The organism is Sulfitobacter aestuarii, from assembly GCF_042685005.1.
GTDB lineage: Bacteria > Pseudomonadota > Alphaproteobacteria > Rhodobacterales > Rhodobacteraceae > Sulfitobacter > Sulfitobacter aestuarii.
Map to the genome: position 1 here is coordinate 38,431 of NZ_JBHUMP010000016.1, position 21,699 is coordinate 60,129.

The 21,699-nt window shown below is 63.7% G+C and carries 23 protein-coding genes and 1 tRNA gene; 9 read left to right on the forward strand and 15 right to left on the reverse strand.

Annotation, left to right across the window (positions count from 1 at the left end):
* The first annotated feature begins 25 nt into the window (after positions 1-25).
* Positions 26-1,501, forward strand: coding sequence for an NAD-dependent succinate-semialdehyde dehydrogenase (locus tag ACFSUD_RS15755; protein WP_386375464.1), 1,476 nt, complete (start codon positions 26-28; stop codon positions 1,499-1,501).
* 71 nt (positions 1,502-1,572) lie between these two features.
* On the opposite strand, the gene ACFSUD_RS15760 is transcribed toward ACFSUD_RS15755, so the two are convergent.
* The 7 genes from ACFSUD_RS15760 to ACFSUD_RS15790 form a co-directional block, all read right to left on the reverse strand.
* Positions 1,573-2,160, reverse strand: coding sequence for a hypothetical protein (locus tag ACFSUD_RS15760; protein WP_386375465.1), 588 nt, complete (start codon positions 2,158-2,160; stop codon positions 1,573-1,575).
* A 313-nt stretch (positions 2,161-2,473) separates the two neighbouring features.
* The gene (locus ACFSUD_RS15765) at positions 2,474-2,944 is read right to left on the reverse strand and encodes an Hsp20 family protein (protein WP_386375466.1); all 471 of its coding nucleotides are present in this window, start codon (positions 2,942-2,944) and stop codon (positions 2,474-2,476) included.
* 189 nt (positions 2,945-3,133) lie between these two features.
* Entirely contained in the window at positions 3,134-3,949 is an 816-nt protein-coding gene (locus ACFSUD_RS15770) for a trypsin-like serine peptidase (RefSeq protein ID WP_386375499.1), read from the reverse strand.
* Positions 3,950-4,042: 93 nt separating this feature from the next.
* Complete coding sequence (gene glcF, locus ACFSUD_RS15775) at positions 4,043-5,431, reverse strand: glycolate oxidase subunit GlcF (RefSeq protein ID WP_386375467.1); 1,389 nt, start codon at positions 5,429-5,431, stop codon at positions 4,043-4,045.
* Positions 5,432-5,464: 33 nt separating this feature from the next.
* Positions 5,465-5,830 carry a hypothetical protein gene (locus ACFSUD_RS15780; protein WP_386375468.1) on the reverse strand — a complete coding sequence of 122 codons (366 nt, stop codon included), beginning with the start codon at positions 5,828-5,830 and terminating at the stop codon, positions 5,465-5,467.
* On the reverse strand, positions 5,827-6,981 hold the full coding sequence (locus ACFSUD_RS15785) for an FAD-binding protein (RefSeq protein ID WP_386375469.1): 1,155 nt from the start codon (positions 6,979-6,981) through the stop codon (positions 5,827-5,829). Before ACFSUD_RS15785 ends, ACFSUD_RS15780 begins: the two co-directional genes overlap by 4 nt.
* Positions 6,974-8,434, reverse strand: coding sequence for an FAD-linked oxidase C-terminal domain-containing protein (locus ACFSUD_RS15790; protein ID WP_386375470.1), 1,461 nt, complete (start codon positions 8,432-8,434; stop codon positions 6,974-6,976). The genes ACFSUD_RS15785 and ACFSUD_RS15790 overlap by 8 nt, the downstream gene beginning before the upstream one ends.
* A 188-nt stretch (positions 8,435-8,622) precedes the next feature.
* On the opposite strand from ACFSUD_RS15790, the gene ACFSUD_RS15795 reads away from it, so the two are divergent.
* A complete protein-coding gene (locus ACFSUD_RS15795) occupies positions 8,623-8,976 on the forward strand; it encodes a hypothetical protein (RefSeq protein ID WP_386375471.1) in 354 nt (117 codons plus the stop codon).
* Position 8,977: 1 nt separating this feature from the next.
* Here the strand turns inward: ACFSUD_RS15795 and rlmH are convergent, their stop codons facing one another.
* From rlmH to ACFSUD_RS15810, 3 genes are all read right to left on the reverse strand, one after another.
* On the reverse strand, positions 8,978-9,448 hold the full coding sequence (rlmH, locus tag ACFSUD_RS15800; protein ID WP_386375472.1) for a 23S rRNA (pseudouridine(1915)-N(3))-methyltransferase RlmH: 471 nt from the start codon (positions 9,446-9,448) through the stop codon (positions 8,978-8,980).
* 15 nt (positions 9,449-9,463) lie between these two features.
* Entirely contained in the window at positions 9,464-9,832 is a 369-nt protein-coding gene (gene rsfS / locus ACFSUD_RS15805; RefSeq protein WP_386375473.1) for a ribosome silencing factor, read from the reverse strand.
* A 172-nt stretch (positions 9,833-10,004) separates the two neighbouring features.
* Positions 10,005-11,384, reverse strand: coding sequence for a mechanosensitive ion channel family protein (locus ACFSUD_RS15810; protein WP_386375474.1), 1,380 nt, complete (start codon positions 11,382-11,384; stop codon positions 10,005-10,007).
* 27 nt (positions 11,385-11,411) lie between these two features.
* Here ACFSUD_RS15810 and ACFSUD_RS15815 point away from each other — a divergent pair, with 27 nt between their 5' ends.
* From ACFSUD_RS15815 to ACFSUD_RS15845, 7 genes are all read left to right on the forward strand, one after another.
* A complete protein-coding gene (locus ACFSUD_RS15815; protein WP_386375475.1) occupies positions 11,412-11,567 on the forward strand; it encodes a hypothetical protein in 156 nt (51 codons plus the stop codon).
* 54 nt (positions 11,568-11,621) lie between these two features.
* Positions 11,622-13,025 (forward strand): 3-isopropylmalate dehydratase large subunit, encoded by a 1,404-nt coding sequence (gene leuC, locus ACFSUD_RS15820; protein WP_386375476.1) that lies wholly within the window; start codon positions 11,622-11,624, stop codon positions 13,023-13,025.
* A 103-nt stretch (positions 13,026-13,128) separates the two neighbouring features.
* Complete coding sequence (leuD, locus tag ACFSUD_RS15825; RefSeq protein WP_386375477.1) at positions 13,129-13,734, forward strand: 3-isopropylmalate dehydratase small subunit; 606 nt, start codon at positions 13,129-13,131, stop codon at positions 13,732-13,734.
* 308 nt (positions 13,735-14,042) lie between these two features.
* A complete protein-coding gene (locus ACFSUD_RS15830) occupies positions 14,043-14,867 on the forward strand; it encodes a hypothetical protein (protein WP_386375478.1) in 825 nt (274 codons plus the stop codon).
* A 38-nt stretch (positions 14,868-14,905) separates the two neighbouring features.
* A complete protein-coding gene (locus tag ACFSUD_RS15835; RefSeq protein ID WP_386375479.1) occupies positions 14,906-15,853 on the forward strand; it encodes an endonuclease/exonuclease/phosphatase family protein in 948 nt (315 codons plus the stop codon).
* Between the two features lie 63 nt (positions 15,854-15,916).
* On the forward strand, positions 15,917-17,023 hold the full coding sequence (gene leuB / locus ACFSUD_RS15840; protein ID WP_386375480.1) for a 3-isopropylmalate dehydrogenase: 1,107 nt from the start codon (positions 15,917-15,919) through the stop codon (positions 17,021-17,023).
* Positions 17,024-17,139: 116 nt separating this feature from the next.
* Positions 17,140-17,216 (forward strand) — tRNA-Pro (locus tag ACFSUD_RS15845).
* Between the two features lie 52 nt (positions 17,217-17,268).
* Here the strand turns inward: ACFSUD_RS15845 and ACFSUD_RS15850 are convergent.
* From ACFSUD_RS15850 to ACFSUD_RS15870, 5 genes are read right to left on the reverse strand one after another with little or no spacing between them, the layout of a single operon-like run.
* Positions 17,269-18,036 (reverse strand): LamB/YcsF family protein, encoded by a 768-nt coding sequence (locus tag ACFSUD_RS15850; protein ID WP_386375481.1) that lies wholly within the window; start codon positions 18,034-18,036, stop codon positions 17,269-17,271.
* 1 nt (position 18,037) lies between these two features.
* A complete protein-coding gene (locus tag ACFSUD_RS15855; RefSeq protein ID WP_386375482.1) occupies positions 18,038-19,066 on the reverse strand; it encodes a 5-oxoprolinase subunit C family protein in 1,029 nt (342 codons plus the stop codon).
* Entirely contained in the window at positions 19,063-19,800 is a 738-nt protein-coding gene (locus tag ACFSUD_RS15860; protein ID WP_386375483.1) for a 5-oxoprolinase subunit B family protein, read from the reverse strand. The genes ACFSUD_RS15855 and ACFSUD_RS15860 overlap by 4 nt, the downstream gene beginning before the upstream one ends.
* Before the next feature lie 33 nt (positions 19,801-19,833).
* Positions 19,834-21,144: a TRAP transporter large permease gene (locus ACFSUD_RS15865; protein WP_386375484.1), complete on the reverse strand. Its 1,311-nt coding sequence runs from the start codon at positions 21,142-21,144 to the stop codon at positions 19,834-19,836.
* Between the two features lie 4 nt (positions 21,145-21,148).
* Positions 21,149-21,673, reverse strand: coding sequence for a TRAP transporter small permease (locus tag ACFSUD_RS15870; RefSeq protein ID WP_386375485.1), 525 nt, complete (start codon positions 21,671-21,673; stop codon positions 21,149-21,151).
* Positions 21,674-21,699: the final 26 nt, after the last annotated feature.

A 21,699-nucleotide genomic window follows, 5' to 3' on the forward strand; every position in this document is an offset into this window, starting at 1 on the left:
CCACAGACAAAAGCGGAGATGTCCAATGAACGATGCGAAGACCGATCTGAAATCACTGCTGAAGGACCCCTCGCTGCTAGAGACCCGGGGTTATATCGGCGGCAAATGGGTCGAGGGCGACGATGGCACCTTCGATGTGACGAACCCGGCGCGCGGGGATGTCATCGCGCAGGTGGCGGATCTCAGCCGGGCCCAGGTGGGCGAGGCGATCGCGGTTGCCGAGAAGGCGCAGAAGGACTGGGCCTCCTGGACCGGAAAGGAACGCGCCGCCTGCCTGCGAAAGTGGTTCGACCTGATGATGGAGAACCAGGACGACCTCGGCATCATCCTGACCGCCGAACAGGGCAAGCCGCTGGCCGAAGCCAAGGGCGAGGTCGCCTATGGCGCATCCTTCATCGAATTCTTCGGCGAAGAGGCCAAGCGGATCTATGGCGAAACCATCCCCGGCCATCAGCGCGACAAGCGGATCACTGTGCTGAAACAGCCGATCGGCGTCGCCGCGTCGATCACGCCGTGGAACTTCCCCAACGCGATGATCACCCGCAAAGCCGCCCCGGCGCTGGCCGCGGGCTGTTCCTTCGTCGCGCGCCCCGCCGCCGAAACACCGCTCAGCGCCATCGTCATGGGCGTGCTGGCCGAGCGCGCGGGCATTCCGGCGGGCGTGTTCAATGTGGTGCCCTCGTCCTCGTCCTCTGCCGTGGGCAAGGAGTTCTGCGAGAACCCGGCGGTGCGCAAGCTGACCTTCACCGGCTCGACGGAGGTGGGGCGTATCCTGCTGAAACAGGCCGCGGATCAGGTGATGAAATGTTCGATGGAGCTGGGCGGCAACGCGCCCTTCATCGTCTTCGACGACGCCGATCTCGATGCGGCGGTCGAAGGCGCGATCATGTGCAAGTTCCGCAACAATGGCCAGACCTGTGTCTGCGCCAACCGGATCTATGTGCAGGCCGGGGTCTATGACACCTTCGCCGAGAAGCTTAGGGCACGGGTCGAGAAGATGAAGGTCGGAGACGGGCTGGAAGAGGGCACGGATCTCGGACCGCTGATCAACGCCGAAGCGTCGGACAAGGTGCAGGAGCATATCAAGGATGCGGTCGAACACGGCGCAAAGGTGATCCTCGGCAACGGCGAGGACGACATGCGGGGCAATTTTTTCGGCCCGACCATCGTCACCGGTGTGACCCAGGAGATGAAAGTCGCACAGGAGGAGACCTTCGGCCCCTTCGCCCCGTTGTTCAAATTCGAGGACGAGGACGAGGTAATCGCCATGGCCAATGACACGATCTTCGGCCTGGCCTCCTATTTCTACGCCAAGGATCTCAGCCGGGTCTACAAGGTGGCCGAGGCGCTGGAATACGGGATCGTCGGCGTGAACACCGGCATCATCTCAACCGAGGTGGCCCCTTTTGGCGGTGTCAAGCAATCCGGCCTCGGTCGCGAAGGCAGCCATCACGGGATCGAGGATTTCCTGGAGATGAAATACATCTGCATGTCGGTATAACGACTGTTACCGGACAGGAAAAGGCTGGCAGCGATGGCTGCCAGCCTTCTTTGGGAGATACAACGCGGTAATCAGTTGACCTGACTGTCTGCGTCGCCTGTCACGCCGGTCTGATGCGATAGCAGCGCGGCGAATTCCTCATCCGTAAGATCGACTTCAAGCTCACCATCGGCGGTCAGCGCCTTTTCGCTCTGGATCGCGGCACGTTCGGATCCGACGGCAAAGTCATCCTCCAGCGCTACAGAATAGCGTAGCACACCGTCGACTTCCTTCATCGCTTCGATCGAGCCGATCACATTGCCATCGGCGGAAACTGCAACCGCTTCTCCTGCGGCAATGGCCTGCTCGCTGCGTGTCAGTGCCTCGGCATCGAGAGTGGCCTGCTGATTGGTCTCAGCGTTCAGGTCATACTGATCTGTCAGATCCGCATCGACCGCGGCATCGGCGCTCAGCTCGGCTTCGGCATTGCTTTCGCTATCGCCCTGCAGATCGGTCCCGACATCGCCGTTCACCGAACCCGAAAGCTCGCTCGCAGCGATATCGGCATCGCCGTTTACATCCGCACCGATATCAGCAGTCTGTGCCGCCAGCGGCGCGGCGAGCAGCCCGGCCAGCGCGGTTGTGGTTGCGAGGTTCCGAATTTTCGTCGAATAGGTCATTTCTGGTCCTTTCCATCTAGTCTGCGTTGGGACAGCGCCCCGTTGCAGAACCAGAACCGCCACGAGCGTCTGAGGTTTCGTCGCTGCCGCCAATCGGCGAAGACCAGCACATCGGACGCGAATCTGCAGGCGGAAGAATGCCGGTATCTACCGAAGAACGCCGCTACGCGTCCCCGAAAGAAACCACGTCATCGGCACAAGTCGGTGAACCTACGATATCGCCCGAACCAGCAAGACTCCAACGATACCCCCGACATCGCAAAAAGCCCGGAGCAACGCTCCGGGCTTCCCTCTCAACCGATCACGACAGCTCTCAGTTGACGGATTTCGCGTCAACCACGTCCTTCTCGATGGCCTTGCGCTCGGTGGCGATACGGATCTGGCGCGGTTTCAGCGCTTCGGGAACCTGGCGCTCGAGTTCGATATGCAGCATGCCATCGACATGGGCGGCCCCGGTCACCTGGACATGATCGGCAAGGTGGAACCGACGCTCGAAAGCGCGGGTCGCGATGCCGCGATGCAGATAGGTCCGGTCCTCGTCCTCATCGGCCTTGCGCGCCGATACGATCAGCGCCTTCTCCCGCACCTCGACGCTCAAGTCCGCTTCCGAGAACCCGGCAACGGCGATGCTGATCCGGTAGGAATCATCGTCGAGCTTCTCGATGTTATAGGGCGGATAGCTGGAGGCTGCACTGTCGCTCGAGAGCGCCCGGTCCATCAGATTGGCGATCTGGTCGAACCCGACACTGGACCGATAGAGCGGAGCAAAATCAAAATTACGCATATGTTCATCCTCATCTTTGAGCGATTTACGTTCCGGGCCTTCCTCTTGGACAGACCCGATTTTCAGACACCGAAGCCCTCTGAGGCACCCCGGCGAGGATGATGTGGGGATCGCTCTGCAGGCTTTCAAGCCCTTTCAGGGCGGCGGTTTTCGCAAAATGTCAAAAGCCCCTGCAGCGCAAATTTCGCCTCACGGGCGCACGAATTTCGCTCCGGTCTCGCGTGGCGCATGGCCGACCTTGATGCGTCTGCTGGCCGGGCCTTCCTCCTGGAAGACCCCCTTGCCCGCCACCAGCTCGGCCTGCAGCAGAGCCAGCGGCGCGCCCAGCGCGGTGCCGAGCGAGACATGCTGGCCCTGCACCTCGGCCTTTGCCGACACCACCGAAACGATCTCCGCCACGCCATTGGAGAACGAGAAAATTGGCGCGCCGCTGGCGCCGAAATCGACCGAGCAGGAAGTCACCAGCACCCCGTTCTGACGCGCCAGCACCTTGCAGATTTCCTGCAGCGAGGCGACCTCGGCCCGGTCGCGAGCATAGCTGACTACGCCCACGGAATCCCCCGGTCGCGGTCGGCCCGCGGTGCTGAACGGACGGATCGTCGTGTTGCGGATCGGACTGTCGAGCTCCAGCAATGCCAGGTCGTGCCGTACCCGGTCCGAAGAGACCTCGCCGTCAAAGACGTAATCGGGATGTACCACGGCGCGGCGGATCTTGCGATAGGCACCGGCACGGCCGTTGCGCCAGCCGGCAAGAAACTCGACCTTGCCGTGATCGATGCGCAGCTTGCTCTGCTTGTCAAAGAGGCAATGCGCGGCGGTCAGAACCAGCCGGGGCGCGATCAGCGCCCCGGTACAGAAGCCCGCACCGCCGATATTCAGGCGTCCCACCGCCTCCCAGGCGGCGGCATCGATGCCGTTGTCAAGCGCGCGTAGCTGCGTATCCGCGGCATGGGTCTGCCCCCGGGTCTGAGCCTGTGCGGCGGTCGTGACGGCGACGAGCGCCATGAAAGTGAGAGCCGTCCAGAGCCGCACCGATTTCGCCTTCGTTGCAAGAGTTACCATCGCGAATAAAGGTGACTTGCGGCGAAAATAGGGCGCTCAGCGCAGTTGCGGGACTTTCCCGCTACCCGATTTGTCCCGGTCAAGCGCCGCAGGGCGCGGCCCTCCGCTTGCCCAGTCCAGCAATTGCACGCTATGCACCACCGGCACCGACGTTCCCGCGCCGATCTGCATCATGCAACCGATGTTCCCGGCGGCGATCACATCCGGCAGCCGCGCCTCCAGTGTCGCGACCTTGCGGTCTCTCAGCTGTCTCGAAATCTCCGGCTGCATCAGGTTATAGGTTCCCGCCGAGCCACAGCACAGATGCGAGTCCACGGGCTCGACCACCGTGAACCCCGCCTGTTTCAGCAATTCCTTCGGCGCGGCCTTAATCTGCTGACCATGCTGCAACGAACAGGCGGCGTGATAGGCCACCACAAACCCCTGATGATCCTGTCGCTGAGCCGGAACGGCATCGGTTCCGGCGATCCTTTCCCGCGCCTCTTGCGCGAGGCGCAGCATTCCGGGTTCGCAGATTTCGCTCACCAGCTCCGAAACATCCCGCGCCAGCGCCGACACACGGGCCGCCTCATCCGCCAGCGCATTGTTGCGCAGCATGTCGCCGTAATCCTTCACCGTCGTCCCGCAACCCGAGGTATTGATGACGATCGCGTCGAGCCCCTGCCCGTCGATCTCCGTGTTCCACGCCCTGATATTGCGCGCTGCGGCGTCGTGGCTCTCGGCGGTCCTGCCCATGTGATGCACCAGCGCGCCGCAGCAGCCTGCCCCCGAGGCCACCACCACCTCGCAGCCAAGCCGCGTCAGCAACCGGATCGTGGCATCGTTGATATCGGTATCGAGCGCGCGCTGCGCACAGCCCGTAAGCAGCGCCACCCGCCTGCGCCGCGCCCCTTCGGCGGGGAAACTTTGCGGCATGTCATTGGGGCTTTTCGGCGGGATGGCCCGAGGCGCCATCTCCAGCATCGCGCGCAGCCGCGGATCGGGGAGCAGCCCGACGAACGGCCGACCGAGCCGCGCCGCCCGCAACGCCAGACGGAACCGTTCCGGATGGGGCAGGATTCGCGCGAGCATCCAGCGCAACAGCCGTTCCCCCGCGGGACGCCGGTAGCGTTCCTCGATATAGGCGCGGGCATGGTCGACCAGATGCATGTAATGCACGCCGGAAGGACAGGTCGTCATGCAGGCGAGGCAGGAGAGACAGCGATCGATATGCTTGACCGTTTTCTCGTCCGGGTCGCGATCGTTTTCCAGCATGTCCTTGATCAGGTAGATGCGCCCGCGCGGACTGTCGAGCTCATCGCCGAGCAGCTGGTAGGTCGGACAGGTGGCGGTGCAGAAACCGCAATGCACGCAGGCCCGCAGGATCTCGTTGCTGCGCCGGATATCCGGATCCTTTAGCTGGTCCGGGCTGAAGCTGGTCTTCATGTATTCCGTCTCCCTTGGCGGCTTTGCACCGGTTCAGCCGCCCAGCATCCGCGCCGTGGCCAGGCCGAACCAGGGCATTGTCGTCCCCAGCGCACCGATCACCCCGGTCCAGCGCCGCATCCGCCGCCCCGCATCGCGGTGACGCAGGATCTGTGCAACGAACCCCAGGAGGGCGATCCAGCCCAGCCAGAGCAGCGCCAGCACCAGCAGCGTCAGCACCGGATCGCGCGCCCATTCTTGCGCAAAACCATAGCGGATCACCAGCCCGGACAGCACCGCGCTCAGCGCCAGCAGGCCCATCCGGCGCAGCAACCCCGGGTTCGGAACCCGTCGGGTCAGCGACCCGAAGGCCAGAGGCCCGAAACCGAAGACTATCAGAAACACCAGCAACAGCATCATAGCGACACCGCCAGCAACCCGCCGTTAAGCCTGTTCTTTGGGTCGAATTGGCGACGCAGCCCAGCGGAGAGACGCGCCATCCCCGGCGGTTCGGGCTGCAACACGCCGAGCCGCCGACGGTCCGCGGTCGCGCCGCGCAGGTAGGTCGCATGCCCCTCAAACCTGCCCAGCCGCGAGCGCAGGTCGCTCCCCGGCGGCATCAACAGCCACACAAGACCACCGGCCCAGTCATAGGCACATGCCTCCGCCCCGGCCCGCCGCGCAAGGCTTGGCCCGTCCCCGGGTTTGCAGGACAGACGCCAGACGTCACCCGCGCGGTTCGCGAAGATCTCCACGTCCCTGATCCGCTGCCAGAGCCTTTGCGACTCGCCCGCGCCGATCTCGCTGACCTCACTGGCAGCATCGCTTAACAGGGCGCGCAGCCGGGCGATCCGGTAGCGCACCGAGGCTTCGAAACCTTCGATCCGCAGATGTGTGCGGGCATCTTCCGTCGCGTCGCCGGGCATATGTGCCGCCCCGGTCACCTCGAAGGGGCTGCCCATGGCCCGCGCCATCACCGCGACCGCCGCCCTCTCATCGAGCCCATGCAGGGTCAGGCTCGCCTGGGTCTCGGGCTGCGGCAGCACCTTCAGTGCCACCTGGCTCAGCACGCCCAGCGTGCCACAGGATCCGGCAAACAGCCGCACCAGGTCATAGCCCGTGACGTTCTTCATCACCCGACCGCCATTGGCGATAATCCTTCCGCTGCCATCGACGCATCGGATGCCCAGCATGAAATCGCGCGCCGCGCCAACAGCGAGCCGCCGTGGTCCGCAGACATTGGCAGCGCAAATCCCGCCGAGAGTCGGCTCCCCGTCATGTCCCAGCAATGGCCGGTGATCCATCGGCTCGAAAGCCAGCCGCTGGTTCTCCGCAGCCAGCAGCGCATCTATCTCGCGCAGCGAAGTCCCGGCCTGTGCCACCAGCGTCAGCGCCCCGGGTTCATAGAGCGTGATCCCCGACAGCCCGGCACTGCTCAGCGCCCGTCCGGGCCCGGAAAGCCCGCGCGTATTGCCGCCGCGCGGCGACAGGGGCGTGTCAGCCGAAGCGATGATCTCCGCCAGCTCGCCCTCGCTCTGCGGCCGCAGGACCGCCTCGTCCCGCTCAGGCATGAGCCTGCGCCGCCGCCTCTGCCGAACCGCGATGACGCCGAGATTCCGCCAACGGGAACACCTTGGCAGGGTTCAACAGCCAGGCCGGGTCGAAAACATCCTTCACCGCCATCTGCGCCGCCAGATCATCCACGCCATATTGCGTGCGCATCAACTCGCGTTTCTCCACACCGATTCCATGCTCCCCGGTGAGGCAACCGCCCATCTCGACGCAGAGCTTCAGAATCTCGGCACCGAACTCCTCACAGATCTCCAGGTCACCGGGCTTGTTGGCATCGAACAGGATCAGCGGATGCATATTGCCGTCCCCGGCATGAAACACATTGCCGACCTTCAGCCCGTAATGCCGTGACATCTCGCCGATCCTTCGCAGCACTTCCGGGAGGCTCGACACCGGGATCGTGCCATCAAGGCACATGTAATCATTGATCTGCCCCATCGCCCCGAAGGCCGATTTACGCCCCAGCCAGATCTTCTCGCTCTCCGAAGCGGAGCGGCTTTCGCGCAGTTCCACGGGGTCGTGTCGACGGGCGATCTCGGTGATCAGCGCCAATTGGTGATCGATCTCCTGTTCCGAGCCCTCCACTTCGACGATCAGCAGCGCTTCGCACATGGGATAGCCGACATGGGCGAAAGCCTCCGTCGCCTCGATACAGGGCCGGTCCATGAACTCGATCGCCACCGGCAGAACCCCGGCGCGGATGATGTCGGAGACGCAGGCGCCCGCCACAGCGTTGTCATCAAACCCGATCAGCACCGGCCGCGCGCCCTCGGGCCTGGGCAGGATGCGCAGTGTCGCCTCGGTGACCACCCCGAGCTGGCCTTCGGAGCCACAGATCACCCCGAGCAGGTCGAGCCCGCCAGCATCGAGATGCGTCCCGCCAATCTCGACCACTTCGCCATCCATCAACACCAGCGTCACGCCCATCAGATTGTTCGTCGTGACGCCGTATTTCAGGCAATGCGCGCCGCCCGAATTCATCGCGATATTTCCGGCAATCGCGCAGGCAAGCTGGCTCGACGGATCGGGCGCATAGAAAAACCCGTCCTCCGCCACCGCATCGGAGACAGAGAGATTGGTGCGCCCGCTCTGCACGCGGATGATACGGTTGGGATAATCGACTTCAAGCACCCGGTTCATCCGCGCCACGCCGAGCAAAACGCAATCAGCCGTGGGCAACGCTCCCCCGGCGAGCGAGGTGCCGGAACCACGCGGCACCACCGGCACGCCTTCCTCGTGACATATGCGCAACACTGCTGAGACTTCCTCCGTGCTGGCGGGCAGGACGACCAGCATCGGTGGGCATTTATAGGCGGTCAGCGCATCGCATTCATAGGCCCGCGTCTCCCGCGGATCATGGATCACCGCATTGCCCGGCAGCACGTCCTGCAGGCGCGCGACAAGCTGCGCCTTGCGCGCCATTATCCCGGCATCCGGTCTCGGCATTTCCATGACGATCTTCCCTTCCTTTCGATCGGCGACACGCGATCCGGCGTGAGCATAGCACGAGATCGCCGCGCTGCACGTGGCCTTTGCACCCTTCCAAAAGCCGGTCCCCGCCCGCGTTGTGCCGGGCGAATCCCCTTGGATTGATTGCAGAAAGGACTATATGGAGTCAGGCCTGAAGGATTGGTTTCACGATGCTCAAGATTGCCCTCGCCACACTGATTGTCACCGCCTCCGCGGCATTTGCGGACGCGCCGGTGATCCGCAACGTCAACATCACCCGTAGCGGTGATCTGTGGAATTTCGACGTCACGGTACAGCATGACGATACCGGCTGGGACGATTACGCCGACGCCTGGCGCATCCTCGACGAGCAGGGCAACGTGCTTGGTCAGCGCAACCTTGCGCATCCGCATGTGGACGAACAGCCCTTCACCCGCTCCCTCTCCGGCATTGCGGTACCGTCGGGAGTAAAGGAGATCGAGATCCAGGTGCATGACACCAAGGGTGGCTGGACGAAGGGCGGCAAGCGCATCAGGCTCAGATAAGTCAGACCCGGTGATAGGGCCCGCCTGACAGGATCGAGGCAGCGCGGTAGAGTTGCTCGGCCAGCATCACACGCACCAGCATGTGCGGCCAGACCATCTTGCCGAAGGACAGCGCATGATCTGCCTGCTTTCGCAGTGCCGGATCGATTCCGTCTGCCCCGCCGATCACCAGTGCCAGATCGCCGCGCCCCATATCGCGCCAGCCGCCAAGCCGTTCGGCAAAGGCGGGAGAGCTTTCCACCCTGCCGCGCTCATCCAGCACACAGATCAGCGCGCCAGCCGGGATCGCCCGCTGCAGCAATAGGGCCTCGGTCGCCATGCCGCCGCCTTTCTTGTCCTCCACTTCGACGATCCGGACCGGCCCGAGCCCAAGGGCCCGGCCGGTCCGGTCGAAACGTGTCAGATAATCGTCAATGAGGTCTTTTTCCGGCCCAGCGCGCAGGCGCCCGACCACACAGATATGCACGCGCATGAGATGCGCCGGGCGTCAGTTCTGCACCGCCGCCGGATCGCCGCCGACCTGCCACATCTTCTCGAGCTGGTAGAACTCGCGCACTTCGGGGCGGAACACATGAACGATTACGTCGCCAGTGTCGATCAGCACCCAATCGCCGATATCCTTGCCTTCAATCCGCGGTGTGCGGTTGAACTCATGTTTGACATGCTGGGCCAGCTTCTCGGCAATTGCCGCCACCTGCCGGGTCGAACGGCCCGAGCAGATCACCATGTAATCGGCCATCGACGTCTTGCCGTGCAGGTCGATCTGCACGATGTCTTCAGCCTTTTCTTCGTCGAGGGTTTTCAGAATCGCGGCCAGCAGCGCATCGCTCATGGCCATGTCGGTCGTGGACGCCATCGGCGCTACGCCGTTTCGTGCAGCAGACGCTGCGACAGCTTGGATTGACAGGACATCGTCCTCCTTATGTCGCGCCGCCAGATCCCCGGCGCTGGGATTGACCTTATTCTAACAATCAAAGCGTGACATTTCAATGACAGGGGCGCGAAGAAGTGCCGATCGCGCCGCCGTCTCACCCCTCCTGCCCCGAACGCGCCCGCAACGGCGCGGCCGACCCGTTTTCGCCGCGCGACAGCGCCAGCCGACTTTCCTCTAGCAGCAGCACCTCGCGCTGGGGGAAAGGAATCGAGATGTCGTTCTCCTTGAACGTGTCCCAGAGCGCCAGGAACACATTGCCGCGGATATTGGTCAGCCCGCCGGTCGGGTCCTTTATCCAGAACCGCAGGATGTAATCGACGCTGCTGTCGCCGAAACCGACGATATGACAGACCGGCGATTTAAAGCTCAACACGCGCTCGACGCTCTTCGCCGCGGCGACCGCCAGTTCACGCACCTGATGCGGATCATCGCCATAGCTTGTGCCGAAATGGATATCGAGCCGCACGAATTCATTGGAATGGGACCAGTTGACCACCTGCCCGGTAATCAGATCCTCGTTCGGAATGAGATATTCCTTGCCATCCCGCGTCACCACGGAGGCATAGCGCGCGCCCAGCGTCGCGATCCAGCCGAAGGTGTCGCCAAGGCTGATCACATCGCCGGGCTTGATCGACTTGTCGAGCAGGATGATCACGCCAGAAACAAGGTTCGACACCACCTTCTGCAGACCGAAACCGAGGCCGACGCCGATCGCCCCGGACAGCATGGCAAGCCCCGTAAGATCGATCCCCACCGCCCGGATGCCAAGAAAGAACGCGACTCCGTAAAGGAAGATCTGCAGCCCCTTCACCGCCAGCACCTGCATCGAGGGGCTGATATCTTCGTTCTTGCGGATCGTCGCGGCAGTGGTGGTGCTGACCAGCCGGGCCAGCGTCAGCAGCCCGCCGATCACCACCAGCGCGACGATAAGGTCGAGCAGCGACATGCGGAACTCGCCAAGGGTCAGCGCCAGCCGGTCGAGGAACCCCGCAACATCGTCATCTACATTGAGGAAATAAAGTGTCGCATAGAGCCAAAGGCCCCAGGTCACCATGCGCCGCACCGGCCGGTTGCGCACCAGACGCGCGGCGAAGGCGATCCCGGCCATCACCGCCGCCAGCGTCCCCGCCAGCCCGATCAGATAGGAGCGCGACGGCCAGGTGATCTGCTGCATCACCAGATAGACCCCGCCTGCCAGCAGCGCGAACCAGATGAGGCCAAGCCGACGGCGGATCTGTACCACCACGCGCAATTGCCATTTCGACCAACCCTCGCGGGAGCGCACCCAATTCTGCAGGAGCCGCCCTGACACCCGGTGCAACAGCCAGGCCAGAACCGTCAGCGCGATCAGTATCAGAAACTGATTCTGTCGCCAGCCCGGTGTCAGCATGCCATAGGCAAAATTGACGCCGGTGTTCCAGATGCCCATCAGCGAGGCAAGGAAATCTGCAAATGGATCAACTTCCTGCTGCATCGCCCCTCCTTTTTGCCGAATCGTCGCATGAAGTTGACATCCCATGCAAGCCTTGCACCCTTGCAGCACAGGCTTTTGCAGGGTAATCCTGCGGCCATGACGCCCGTGTTCGATCTCGACGACCGTGCCCGCCTGGGCGAACGCTTTTTCGGCGCCCGTCACGCTGTGCTGGCGCAGCGCTGAGCGACGCGCGAACCGCCGCGACCCCATTCACTGACCATCATCGGGAGAGGACCCATGTCCCCCAAAACGCTCTATGACAAAATCTGGGATGCCCATGTGGCCCATGAGGCCGAGGACGGCACCTGTCTGCTCTATATCGACCGCCATCTGGTCCATGAGGTGACCAGCCCGCAGGCCTTCGAAGGTCTGCGCATGAGCGACCGCCCGGTCCGCGCGCCGGACAAGACCATCGCCGTGCCGGATCACAACGTGCCGACCACGCTCGACCGCGAGAACGGCATCGAGAACGAGGAAAGCCGCATCCAGGTCGAGGCGCTCGACAAGAATGCCAAGGATTTCGGCATCCATTACTACCCGGTCTCCGATGTGCGTCAGGGCATCGTGCATATCGTCGGACCCGAACAGGGCTGGACCCTGCCCGGCATGACCGTGGTCTGCGGTGACAGCCACACTGCCACTCACGGCGCCTTCGGCGCGCTGGCCCATGGCATCGGCACTTCCGAGGTCGAGCACGTGCTCGCCACCCAGACGCTGATCCAGAAGAAATCCAAGAATATGAAGGTCGAGATAACCGGCAGGCTGCGCCCCGGTGTCACTGCCAAGGACATCACCCTCAGCGTGATCGGTGTCACCGGTACTGCCGGCGGTACCGGCTATGTCATCGAATATTGTGGCGAGGCGATCCGTGATCTTTCCATGGAAGGCCGCATGACCGTCTGCAACATGGCCATCGAAGGCGGCGCCCGCGCCGGTCTGATCGCGCCTGACCAGACCACCTTCGACTATTGCAAGGGCCGCCCCCATGCGCCGAAGGGCGCGCAATGGGAAGCGGCGATGGAATGGTGGAAGACACTGCATTCCGACGATGACGCCCATTGGGACAAGGTCATCACCCTCAAGGGCGAGGACATCGCTCCGGTCGTGACCTGGGGCACTTCGCCCGAGGACGTGCTGCCGATCACCGCCAATGTGCCTGCACCCGAAGACTTCAAGGGCGGCAAGATCGAGGCTGCTCGTCGGGCGCTCGATTACATGGGCCTGACCGCCGGTATGCCACTCTCCGAGGTCAAGATCGACACGGTGTTTATCGGCTCCTGCACCAATGGCCGCATCGAGGATCTGCGTGCCGCTGCCGAGATCCTCAAGGGCAAGAAGATCAAGGACGGGTTGCGCGCGATGATCGTGCCGGGCTCGGGTCTGGTCCGCGCCCAGGCCGAGGAAGAAGGTCTGGCGCAGATCTTCACGGACGCCGGCTTCGAATGGCGTCTCGCAGGCTGTTCCATGTGCCTGGCGATGAACCCCGACCAGCTGTCGCCGGGCGAGCGCTGCGCCGCCACGTCGAACCGCAATTTCGAGGGTCGGCAGGGCCGCGGCGGGCGCACCCACCTGATGTCCCCGGCAATGGCCGCCGCCGCGGCGATCACCGGTCACCTGACCGATGTGCGCGAGCTGATGTAAACGGGGCCTCCCCCGACCTTGCGGCGTCGGTGCCTGCACTGACGCCATACCGACATAATACCGACGTCGTACCGACAGCCCTCTTCAGGGTCAGGAGAATGAAATGGACAAGTTCGAAACCCTCACCGGCATCGCCGCGCCGATGGACATGATCAACATCGACACCGACATGATCATCCCCAAGCAGTTCCTGAAAACCATCAAGCGTTCCGGCCTCGGCGTGAACCTCTTCGACGAGATGCGCTATGATGACGACGGCCGGGAAATCCCCGATTTCGTGCTCAACAAGCCGCAATACCGCGACGCCGAGATCCTCGTTGCAGGCGACAATTTCGGCTGCGGCTCCTCGCGCGAACACGCGCCCTGGGCGATCAAGGATTTCGGCATCCGCTGTGTTATCGCCCCGAGCTTCGCGGACATCTTCTACAGCAACTGCTTCAAAAACGGCATCCTCCCCATTGCCCTCCCGCAGGAGCAGGTCGACGTGCTGATGAAGGACGCCGAAAAGGGTGCCAATGCCCGCATGACCATCGATCTGGAGGGCCAGACGGTGACCACGTCGGACGGCGAAAGCTTCGGCTTTGAGGTGGATTCCTTCAAGAAACATTGTCTGTTGAACGGTCTCGACGACATCGCGCTGACACTGGAAAAAGGCAAGGCGATCGACAGATTCGAAGAATCTGCCGCGCAGAGCCGTCCTTGGGTCTGACGAAACGCGCTGCGCGGCTCGGTCCTGGCCCACACATCCCTTGTAGGCACCGATACGGCGCCTACAACATCTTGCGGCCCGTCTCAGGAATGCCGCGAAATTGATGCACGATCGCACCACCTTCTTCATCAAAATGCCGGATCAACGGGCTCTTATGAGGCGACCGTCTTGAGCGACCCGACGAAAGAAGGCACAATTTGGGCAATATTGAGGCAAATCTCCGCCTTCCGGAGAGAGCAAGTTGGGACAAGCAGGCGGCAGTGTACCGTGGCTGACCGGTTTGAAAGGGCAGACGAGTGATTGGACGGATGACAGGCGCGGTGACGCGTGGCCTCTTGGTGGCCCTGCTGATCGCCACTCCGGCGCTGCTGCTGCCCGGCGTGGCCGCCCAGACGAGCCAGATTACCCTGCTCTTCGCGCTGCTCGCCGCCGTGCTCACCTTCGTGGAATATAACTCGACCCTCCCAAGCCTCGTTGAGTTCCGCAATGCGCCGCCGTTCAACCGCCTGCGGTTCGTGGCGCTGTTTTTCACGGTGTTCCTGATCTGCGCGATCCTCAGGGGCAAGACCGATCCGACGCTGCTGACCGGCGCATTGACGGCACTCGGCACGATCATCGGCAACGCGATGGATTTTCCCTATTCGCCGGTGCGCCTGCTGATCCTGATGCTGCCCGAGGATGCGGAGGGGGAGTTGGTCCGCACCCTGCGCACGGCCGCCGGGCTGGCCTATCTGATTTCGCTCTGTGCGATGACCTCCTTCCTGCTTCTGGTCCGGGTCCTCGGCTGGCCGACAAGGCACGGCGCATTCAATGTCTGGGTCAACCTGCCGCGCTTCGACCCGACGGGAGGCGGCGACGCGCTCCAGCGCTTGCAGCGTGACGCCCGTTTCAACATCGCCTTCGGCTTCCTGCTGCCATTCATCATCCCGGCGGTGGTCAAATCGGCCGCCGATCTGGTAGACCCGATCTCGATAGCCGACCCGCAGACCCTGATTTGGACAGTAAGCGCATGGGCCTTTCTTCCCGCCAGCATGATCATGCGCGGCATCGCCATGGCCCGGATCGCCGTGATGATCGAAGACCGGCGGCGCCGGGTTCACGCCGAGGCGGAAGACGGATTGCAGGCCGCCTGATCCTCGCTCTCGCGCTGCTGCTCAGCGCCTGTACCGCCATGGCAGAGCCGCTGCGGATCGCCAGTTTCAACAGCGCCCTGTCGCGCGAGGGTCCCGGCTTGGTGCTGCGCGACATCCTGAATGGCCAGGATCCGCAGGTGCAGGCGGTGCTCGCGGCGCTGAGCGAAGTCGCCCCCGATGTCATCGTGTTGCAGAAACTCGATTACGACCTCGAGAACCGGGCGCTCCATGCCCTTGCCGCCGCGCTCGAAAGCAGTGGCGGCCCTGCCTATCCGCATCTCTTCGCGCTGCCGGGCAATGCCGGTCTGCAAAGCGGCGTCGATCTCGACGGGGACGGCCGACGCGGCGGTGCCGATGATGCGCAGGGCTATGGGCGTTTCTTCGGTCAGGGCGGCATGGCGATCCTCTCGCGCCATCCGATTATCGAGGCAGAGGTACAGGATCATTCTACCCTGCTCTGGCGCGATCTGCCCGGCGCGCTGCTCCCCGGAACGGTGGCGGAGCCCTTCCCCAACGCAGAGGCGCGGGCGATCCAACGCTTGTCCTCGAAAGGGCATTGGGTGGTGCCGATCGCCCCGCCCGGTCAACCACCGCTCCATCTGCTCACCTTTCATGCGACACCGCCGGTCTTCGACGGGCCGCAAGATCGCAACGGGAGGCGCAATCATGACGAGGTGATCTTCTGGCAGCATTACCTCGACGGCGCCTTCGAAACGCCGCCTACGGAGCGCTTCATCCTACTCGGCGATGCCAATCTCGATCCGCAGCACGGCGACGGGCGTGGGGCGGCGATCCGTGCCCTCCTGAACGACGCGAGGCTGCAAGATCCGCTGGCAGGGCGCGAGACGGTCACCTGGCCCGAGACCGGGCCGATGCGCGTGGATTATCTGCTGCCCTCGGCGGATTGGCGGGTGCTGGATTCCGGGCGTCATTTCGCCCCGCAGGCCAGCCGCCATGCCCTGATCTGGGTGGACCTCGCACCCTAAGCTTTCTTGACGCTTCGGCATGGTCACGCTACCCCGCTTGCAACATTCATCAGGAGAGTTTTCATGGCCAATCCAAAGCTGCTTATCCTCGCCGGCGACGGGATAGGACCCGAAGTCATGGGGCAGGTCACCCGCATCATCGACTGGTTCGGCGACAAGCGCGATCTGGCCTTCGACGTCGAGCATGACCTGGTCGGCGGTGCGGCCTATGACAAGCACGGCACGCCATTGCATGACGACACCATGGCCAAGGCGCTCGCCGCGGATGCGGTGCTCCTCGGCGCCGTTGGCGGGCCGAAATACGATGAACTCGATTTCAGCGTGAAACCAGAACGCGGGCTGCTGCGCCTGCGCAAGGAAATGGATCTCTATTCCAACCTGCGTCCGGCCCAGTGTTTTGATGCGCTGGCCGATTTCTCCTCGCTGAAGAAGGACGTGATTGCCGGGCTCGACATCATGATCGTGCGCGAGCTGACCTCCGGCGTCTATTTCGGCGAGCCGCGCGGGATCTTCGAGGAAGGCAACGAGCGGGTCGGCATCAACACCCAGCGCTACACCGAATCCGAAATCGAACGTGTCGCGCGCTCGGCTTTTGAGCTGGCCCGGCGCCGCAACAAAAAGGTCTGCTCGATGGAGAAGGCCAACGTGATGGAAAGCGGCATCCTGTGGCGCGAAGTGGTGCAGCGGGTGCATGACACCGATTACCCGGAAGTCGAGCTCAGCCACATGTATGCCGACAACGGCGCCATGCAGCTGGTCCGCGCGCCCAAGCAATTCGACGTGATCCTCACCGACAACCTGTTCGGTGACATCCTGTCGGATTGTGCGGCAATGCTCACCGGCTCGCTCGGCATGTTGCCCTCGGCCTCGCTCGGCGCGCCCAACGAGGCAGGTCGGCCCAAGGCGCTTTACGAGCCGGTGCACGGTTCGGCGCCCGATATCGCCGGTCAGGGCAAGGCCAACCCGATTGCCTGCATCCTCAGCTTCGCGATGGCATTGCGCTATTCCTTCGATCAAGGGGACGAGGCGACACGGCTTGAGACCGCGGTTGAAAAAGTGCTCGCCGATGGCGCCCGCACCGCCGATCTGATGGGCGAGGAAGGCGGCAGCCCGATCTCGACGAGCGAAATGGGCGACGCCATTCTCGCGGCGCTCGACGCCAGCCTCTGAAATCTATCCCGCCCTCCGCCGGAGCCTCGCTTCGGCGGAGGCGCAAATGATCTGCCTCGCAATGCGCATCAGCTCTTGCCAAATCGCGGCAGAACCCCTATGCGCTGCTGCACGGTCGGGCTGTAGCGCAGCCTGGTAGCGCACCTGCTTCGGGAGCAGGGGGTCGGAGGTTCGAATCCTCTCAGCCCGACCAATTCTTCAATATCCGCTCGAATAGCTTTTCAAACGCTGTCCGCCCGAGGCGGTCAGGCATGCCCTTCGAATGTCGCGAGGCTCACGCCCTCTTCCTCGAGCGCGCGGCGCACCGCGGCAGCGATCGCCACCGCCTCCGGCGTATCGCCATGCAGGCAGATTGTGTCGATCCGGGTGTCGATATATCTGCCGCTTTCGGTGATGATCGCCCCGGCCTTGACCATCTGCGCCATTCGCCGACCGGCGCGTAGCGGATCATGGATCACCGCGCCGGGCTGCGACCGGTCAACCAGCGTCGCATCGTCGTTATAGGCGCGGTCGGCGAAAATCTCACCAGCCCAGTCACATTTCAGCCGCTCGACGGCCTGCTGCTGCGCCGTGGCGGCCAGCACCATGATGATGAGATCCGGTGCCACGCTCAGAGCCGCATCGTAGCAATCGCGGGCCAGCTGCTCATCTTCCGAGGCCATGTTGGCGAGCGCCCCGTGCAGCTTGAGATGCCGCACGCCGGTGCCAAGGCTGCGCGCCATGCCGATGCTGGCGGCGACCTGATAGCGGATCTGGTTCTGCAGGGTGGCGCGCGGAACCGACAGGCGGTTGCGTCCGAATCCGGCGAGATCCATGAAGCCGGGATGCGCGCCGATGCCGACGCCATTGTCGCGCGCCAGCTTCATCGTCGCGGCCATCACGTCGGCATCCCCGGCATGGCCGCCACAGGCGATATTGGCCGAGGTCACGATCTTCAGCAGCGCCGCGTCGTCGCCCATTTTCCACGGCCCGAAGCTTTCGCCCATATCGGCGTTCAGATCGACACGGATCATCTCAATCCTCCTGTTCAAAGGGGTCATCCCTAGCGGAGATCATACCGCCGACGAGCTGATAGGAAAGCAGGTCGCGCATTGCCGCCGGATCGCGAAGCAGCGGGGTGACACGTCTTGGCAGGTCGGCCCGCCAGGCCCGGTAGCGGCACTCGATCTCGCTCGCCTCCGCAAGGCTCACGGATTCAAACCGCAACGCCGCTCCCACCGGGGCCTGCGCGACACGCGGCAGGTCGCAGGGCAGGACAGTGCCGATACGGGGATAGCCGCCGGTCGTCTGGCATTCGCTGAGCAGCACGAACGGCGCGCCTTCGCCGGTAATCTGGATATCGCCGGGCACGATCACTTCGGAAACGATGCTGAGCTGACCCTGCGCGAAAAAGCCCTCCCCGTCGTGATTGAGCCGCACGCCGGTCCGGTTGGCACGCGGGTCGCGGCGAAAGGCGGTCGCAGCGAAGCACTCACGCGTTGCGGCGTCGAACGCGTCGGTCTGCAGGCTCGCCACCATGCGCAGCCTGCCCCCCTCGAACCGGTCCTCGCAGGGCAAGGTCATCGCATTTGGCCCGCCCCGGTCAGGGCAGAGCGGCAGGCTGTCACCGGCCTTCAACGCCTTGCCGATCCCGATGCTGAGGTGGCTGGCGCGGGAGCCCAGCTGCAGCTCGCCGCCAAAGCCGCCACCGACATGCAGATAGCCATAGACGCCGCTGCGTGCCCCGCCGATCCTGAGCTCAGCTCCGGCAGGCAACAGATGCGAGGCGTTCCAGACCAGCGGCGCACCGTCGATGCTGGCGCTCATCCGCGCGCCGGTGAGCGCGATGCGCAGGTCGCGCCCGGCGCTGAAAGTCCCACCGACCCCGACCATCTCCAGCGCCGCAAGCCCAGGCGCCTGCCCGAGCAGCGCCGCGCCTTCGTAGAGCGCGCTGCGATCGGCGGCACCGCCCTGCGTCAACCCGAAGGCGCGATGGCCGGGGCGACCCAGATCCTGCAGGCTCATCCCCGGTCCGGCCTGAAGGATGCTCAGCCGCGCCTTCATGACAGATCCTCGCAGGTCGCGCCGCCGTTGCCGCTCTCGTCGCGGCTGTCGATCCGTTCATATTCCGCGCGGCTCACCGAAGGGAAAAGCAGCTCGTCACCCGGCGACAGCGGGAACGGGGTATCGCTATGCGGGCGGAAAGTGCGGAAGGCCGTCTGTCCGACATGATGCCAGCCGGTCGGCGAAGCGCTGGTGAACAGCGTCATCTGCCTTATCGCCACCACCAGCGCGCCGGGCGGTACCGATTTGGTCAATCCCTGCTGGCGCGGAATGTCCCAGTTCCGGTTCAGCTCTCCAAGATAGGGCTGCCCCGGCGCGAAACCGATGGTCAGCACCCGCAGCCGGGTCTGCGACAATTCACGGATCGCCGCCTCCGGGTCACGCCCCGCCGCCGCCGCCGCGCTTTCGAGCTGCGGCGCCAGCTCGCCGCCATAGAAAGTCGGTACATGCCAGAGCCGCCGCCCCTCGGGCAAATCCGCGCCATACCAGTCGCGCGAGGCTAGCAGGTCACGCAGCCTCTCGGTCAGTTTCCCGGGCGCATGCACGGCGAGGTCGACCGCAAGAAAGGTGGATACCAGCGAGGAACTCGTCTCCTCCACCTCGGGCCAGTCGGCGGCATCGAGAGCAGCCCGGAAAGCCAGCGCCGCGCGATTGGCAGCCTCGCTCATCTGCCGATCGAAACTGACCAGCAACCCGCTCAGCCCGACATTGCGGATCATCGGAAATTCACCCATGAAGGCTGTCCCCGAGCGAGAAGTTAGCGCAGGTCATACCGGCCCCTGTCGCAAATTGTCGGGCAGCCAGGTGGCGATCTCGGGGAACCAGATCAGCAGGAAAACCATGACCACCATGATCAGGAACATCGGCAGCGCCGCTTTGGTGATATAGCCCATCTCGTGATCGGTCATTCCCTGCAGCACAAACAGGTTGAAACCGATCGGCGGGGTGATCTGGGCCATCTCGACCACCACGACGACGAAGATGCCGAACCATATCAGGTCGATCCCGGCGCCACGCACCATCGGCTCGACGACCGCCATTGTCAGAACCACGGAGGAGATACCGTCGAGAAACATACCCAATACGATATAGAAAACCAGCAGCGCCATCAGCAGCTGAAACCGCGTCAGCTCCATGACCGCGATGCCGTCCGCAAGTGCGCGCGGCAGGCCGGTGAACCCCATCGACAGCTTCAGGAAGGCGGCCCCTACCAGGATCAGCGCGATCATTGCAGAGGTGCGCATCGCGCCCATTAGGCTCTCGCGAAAGCTGAACCATGTCAGCGATCCTTGAAACAGCGCCAGCACCAGCGCGCCGATCACCCCGATCGCCGCGGCCTCTGTCGCGGTGGCAAACCCGAGATACATCGAGCCGATCACCACGGTGATCAACGCGAAGACCGGCAGCAGGAAACGGGAATTGGCCAGCTTCTCGGCAAAGCTCAGATTGCCCTCGCTATCGGGTTGCCAGTCCTTCGAGGTCAGCGCCACGACCGCCACATAGCCCATGAACAGCGCCGCCAGCACCAGCCCCGGCCCGACCCCGGCAAAGAACAGTTTGGTGATGCTTTCGTTCACCGTGACGCCATAGACGATCAACGCCAGCGAGGGCGGGATCATCAGCCCGAGCGTCGCGGCACCTGCCAGCGTGCCGATAATCATCTTCTCCGGGTAGTTGCGGCTGCGCAGCTCTGGGATCGACATCTTGCCGACCGTGGTGAGCGTCGCCGCGGAAGAGCCAGACACCGCGGCAAACACCGTACAGCCCACGATATTGGTATGCACCAACCCGCCCGGCAGTCTCGCCAGCCATGGCGACAGGCCCTTGAACATGTCCTCGCTCAGCCGCGTGCGATAGAGGATCTCACCCATCCAGATGAACAACGGCAGCGCTGTCAGCGTCCAGCTCGAAGAGCTTGCCCAGATCGTGGTGATCATCGCGTCGCCTACCGGGCGGGTGGTGAACAGCTCCATCCCGACCCAGGCCACCCCCATCAGCGCCAGCCCGACCCAGACACCGGTGCCGAGCAGGAAAAACAGCACGAAGAGGAACAGGGTGATGGCATAGATCTCGGTCATCGCGTCATTCCCCGAAGCTCTGGTCGAGCAGATCCCGTTCGATGCGATGTCGCCCCCGGATCAGCACATGCAGCAGGTTGTCGATCAGCGCGAGCGCCAGGATCGCCCCGCCAATCACCATCACCGATTGAGGAATCCAGAGCAGCGTCGCGTCCTGATCCTGGCTGACTTCCTTGAACTTCCAGGACCAGTAGACGAACCAATAGGCGTAATGGGTGAAATAGCAGGCAATCGCCGCGGCCAACCCGAAACACCAGATTTCGAGTAACCGTCTCGGTCCCTCCGACAGCGCGTTGAGCAGGATCGAGACGCGGATATGCGCGCCGCGGCTCAGCGCATTGGCAAAGGCCAGAAAGCTCGCCCCGGCCATGGCATAACCGGCATAGGAGGCGGCACCGGGAAACACGTTGCCGGACCAGCGGGCCACCATCTGGGCGACGATCAGCAACAGAATGGCGATCAGGCAGAGCGCCGCCAAAGCCCCTGCCCCGGAATAGATGGCATCAAGAAATCTGCGCAGCAGTTTCACATGCTTGCCCCCCGGCCGATAGTTTC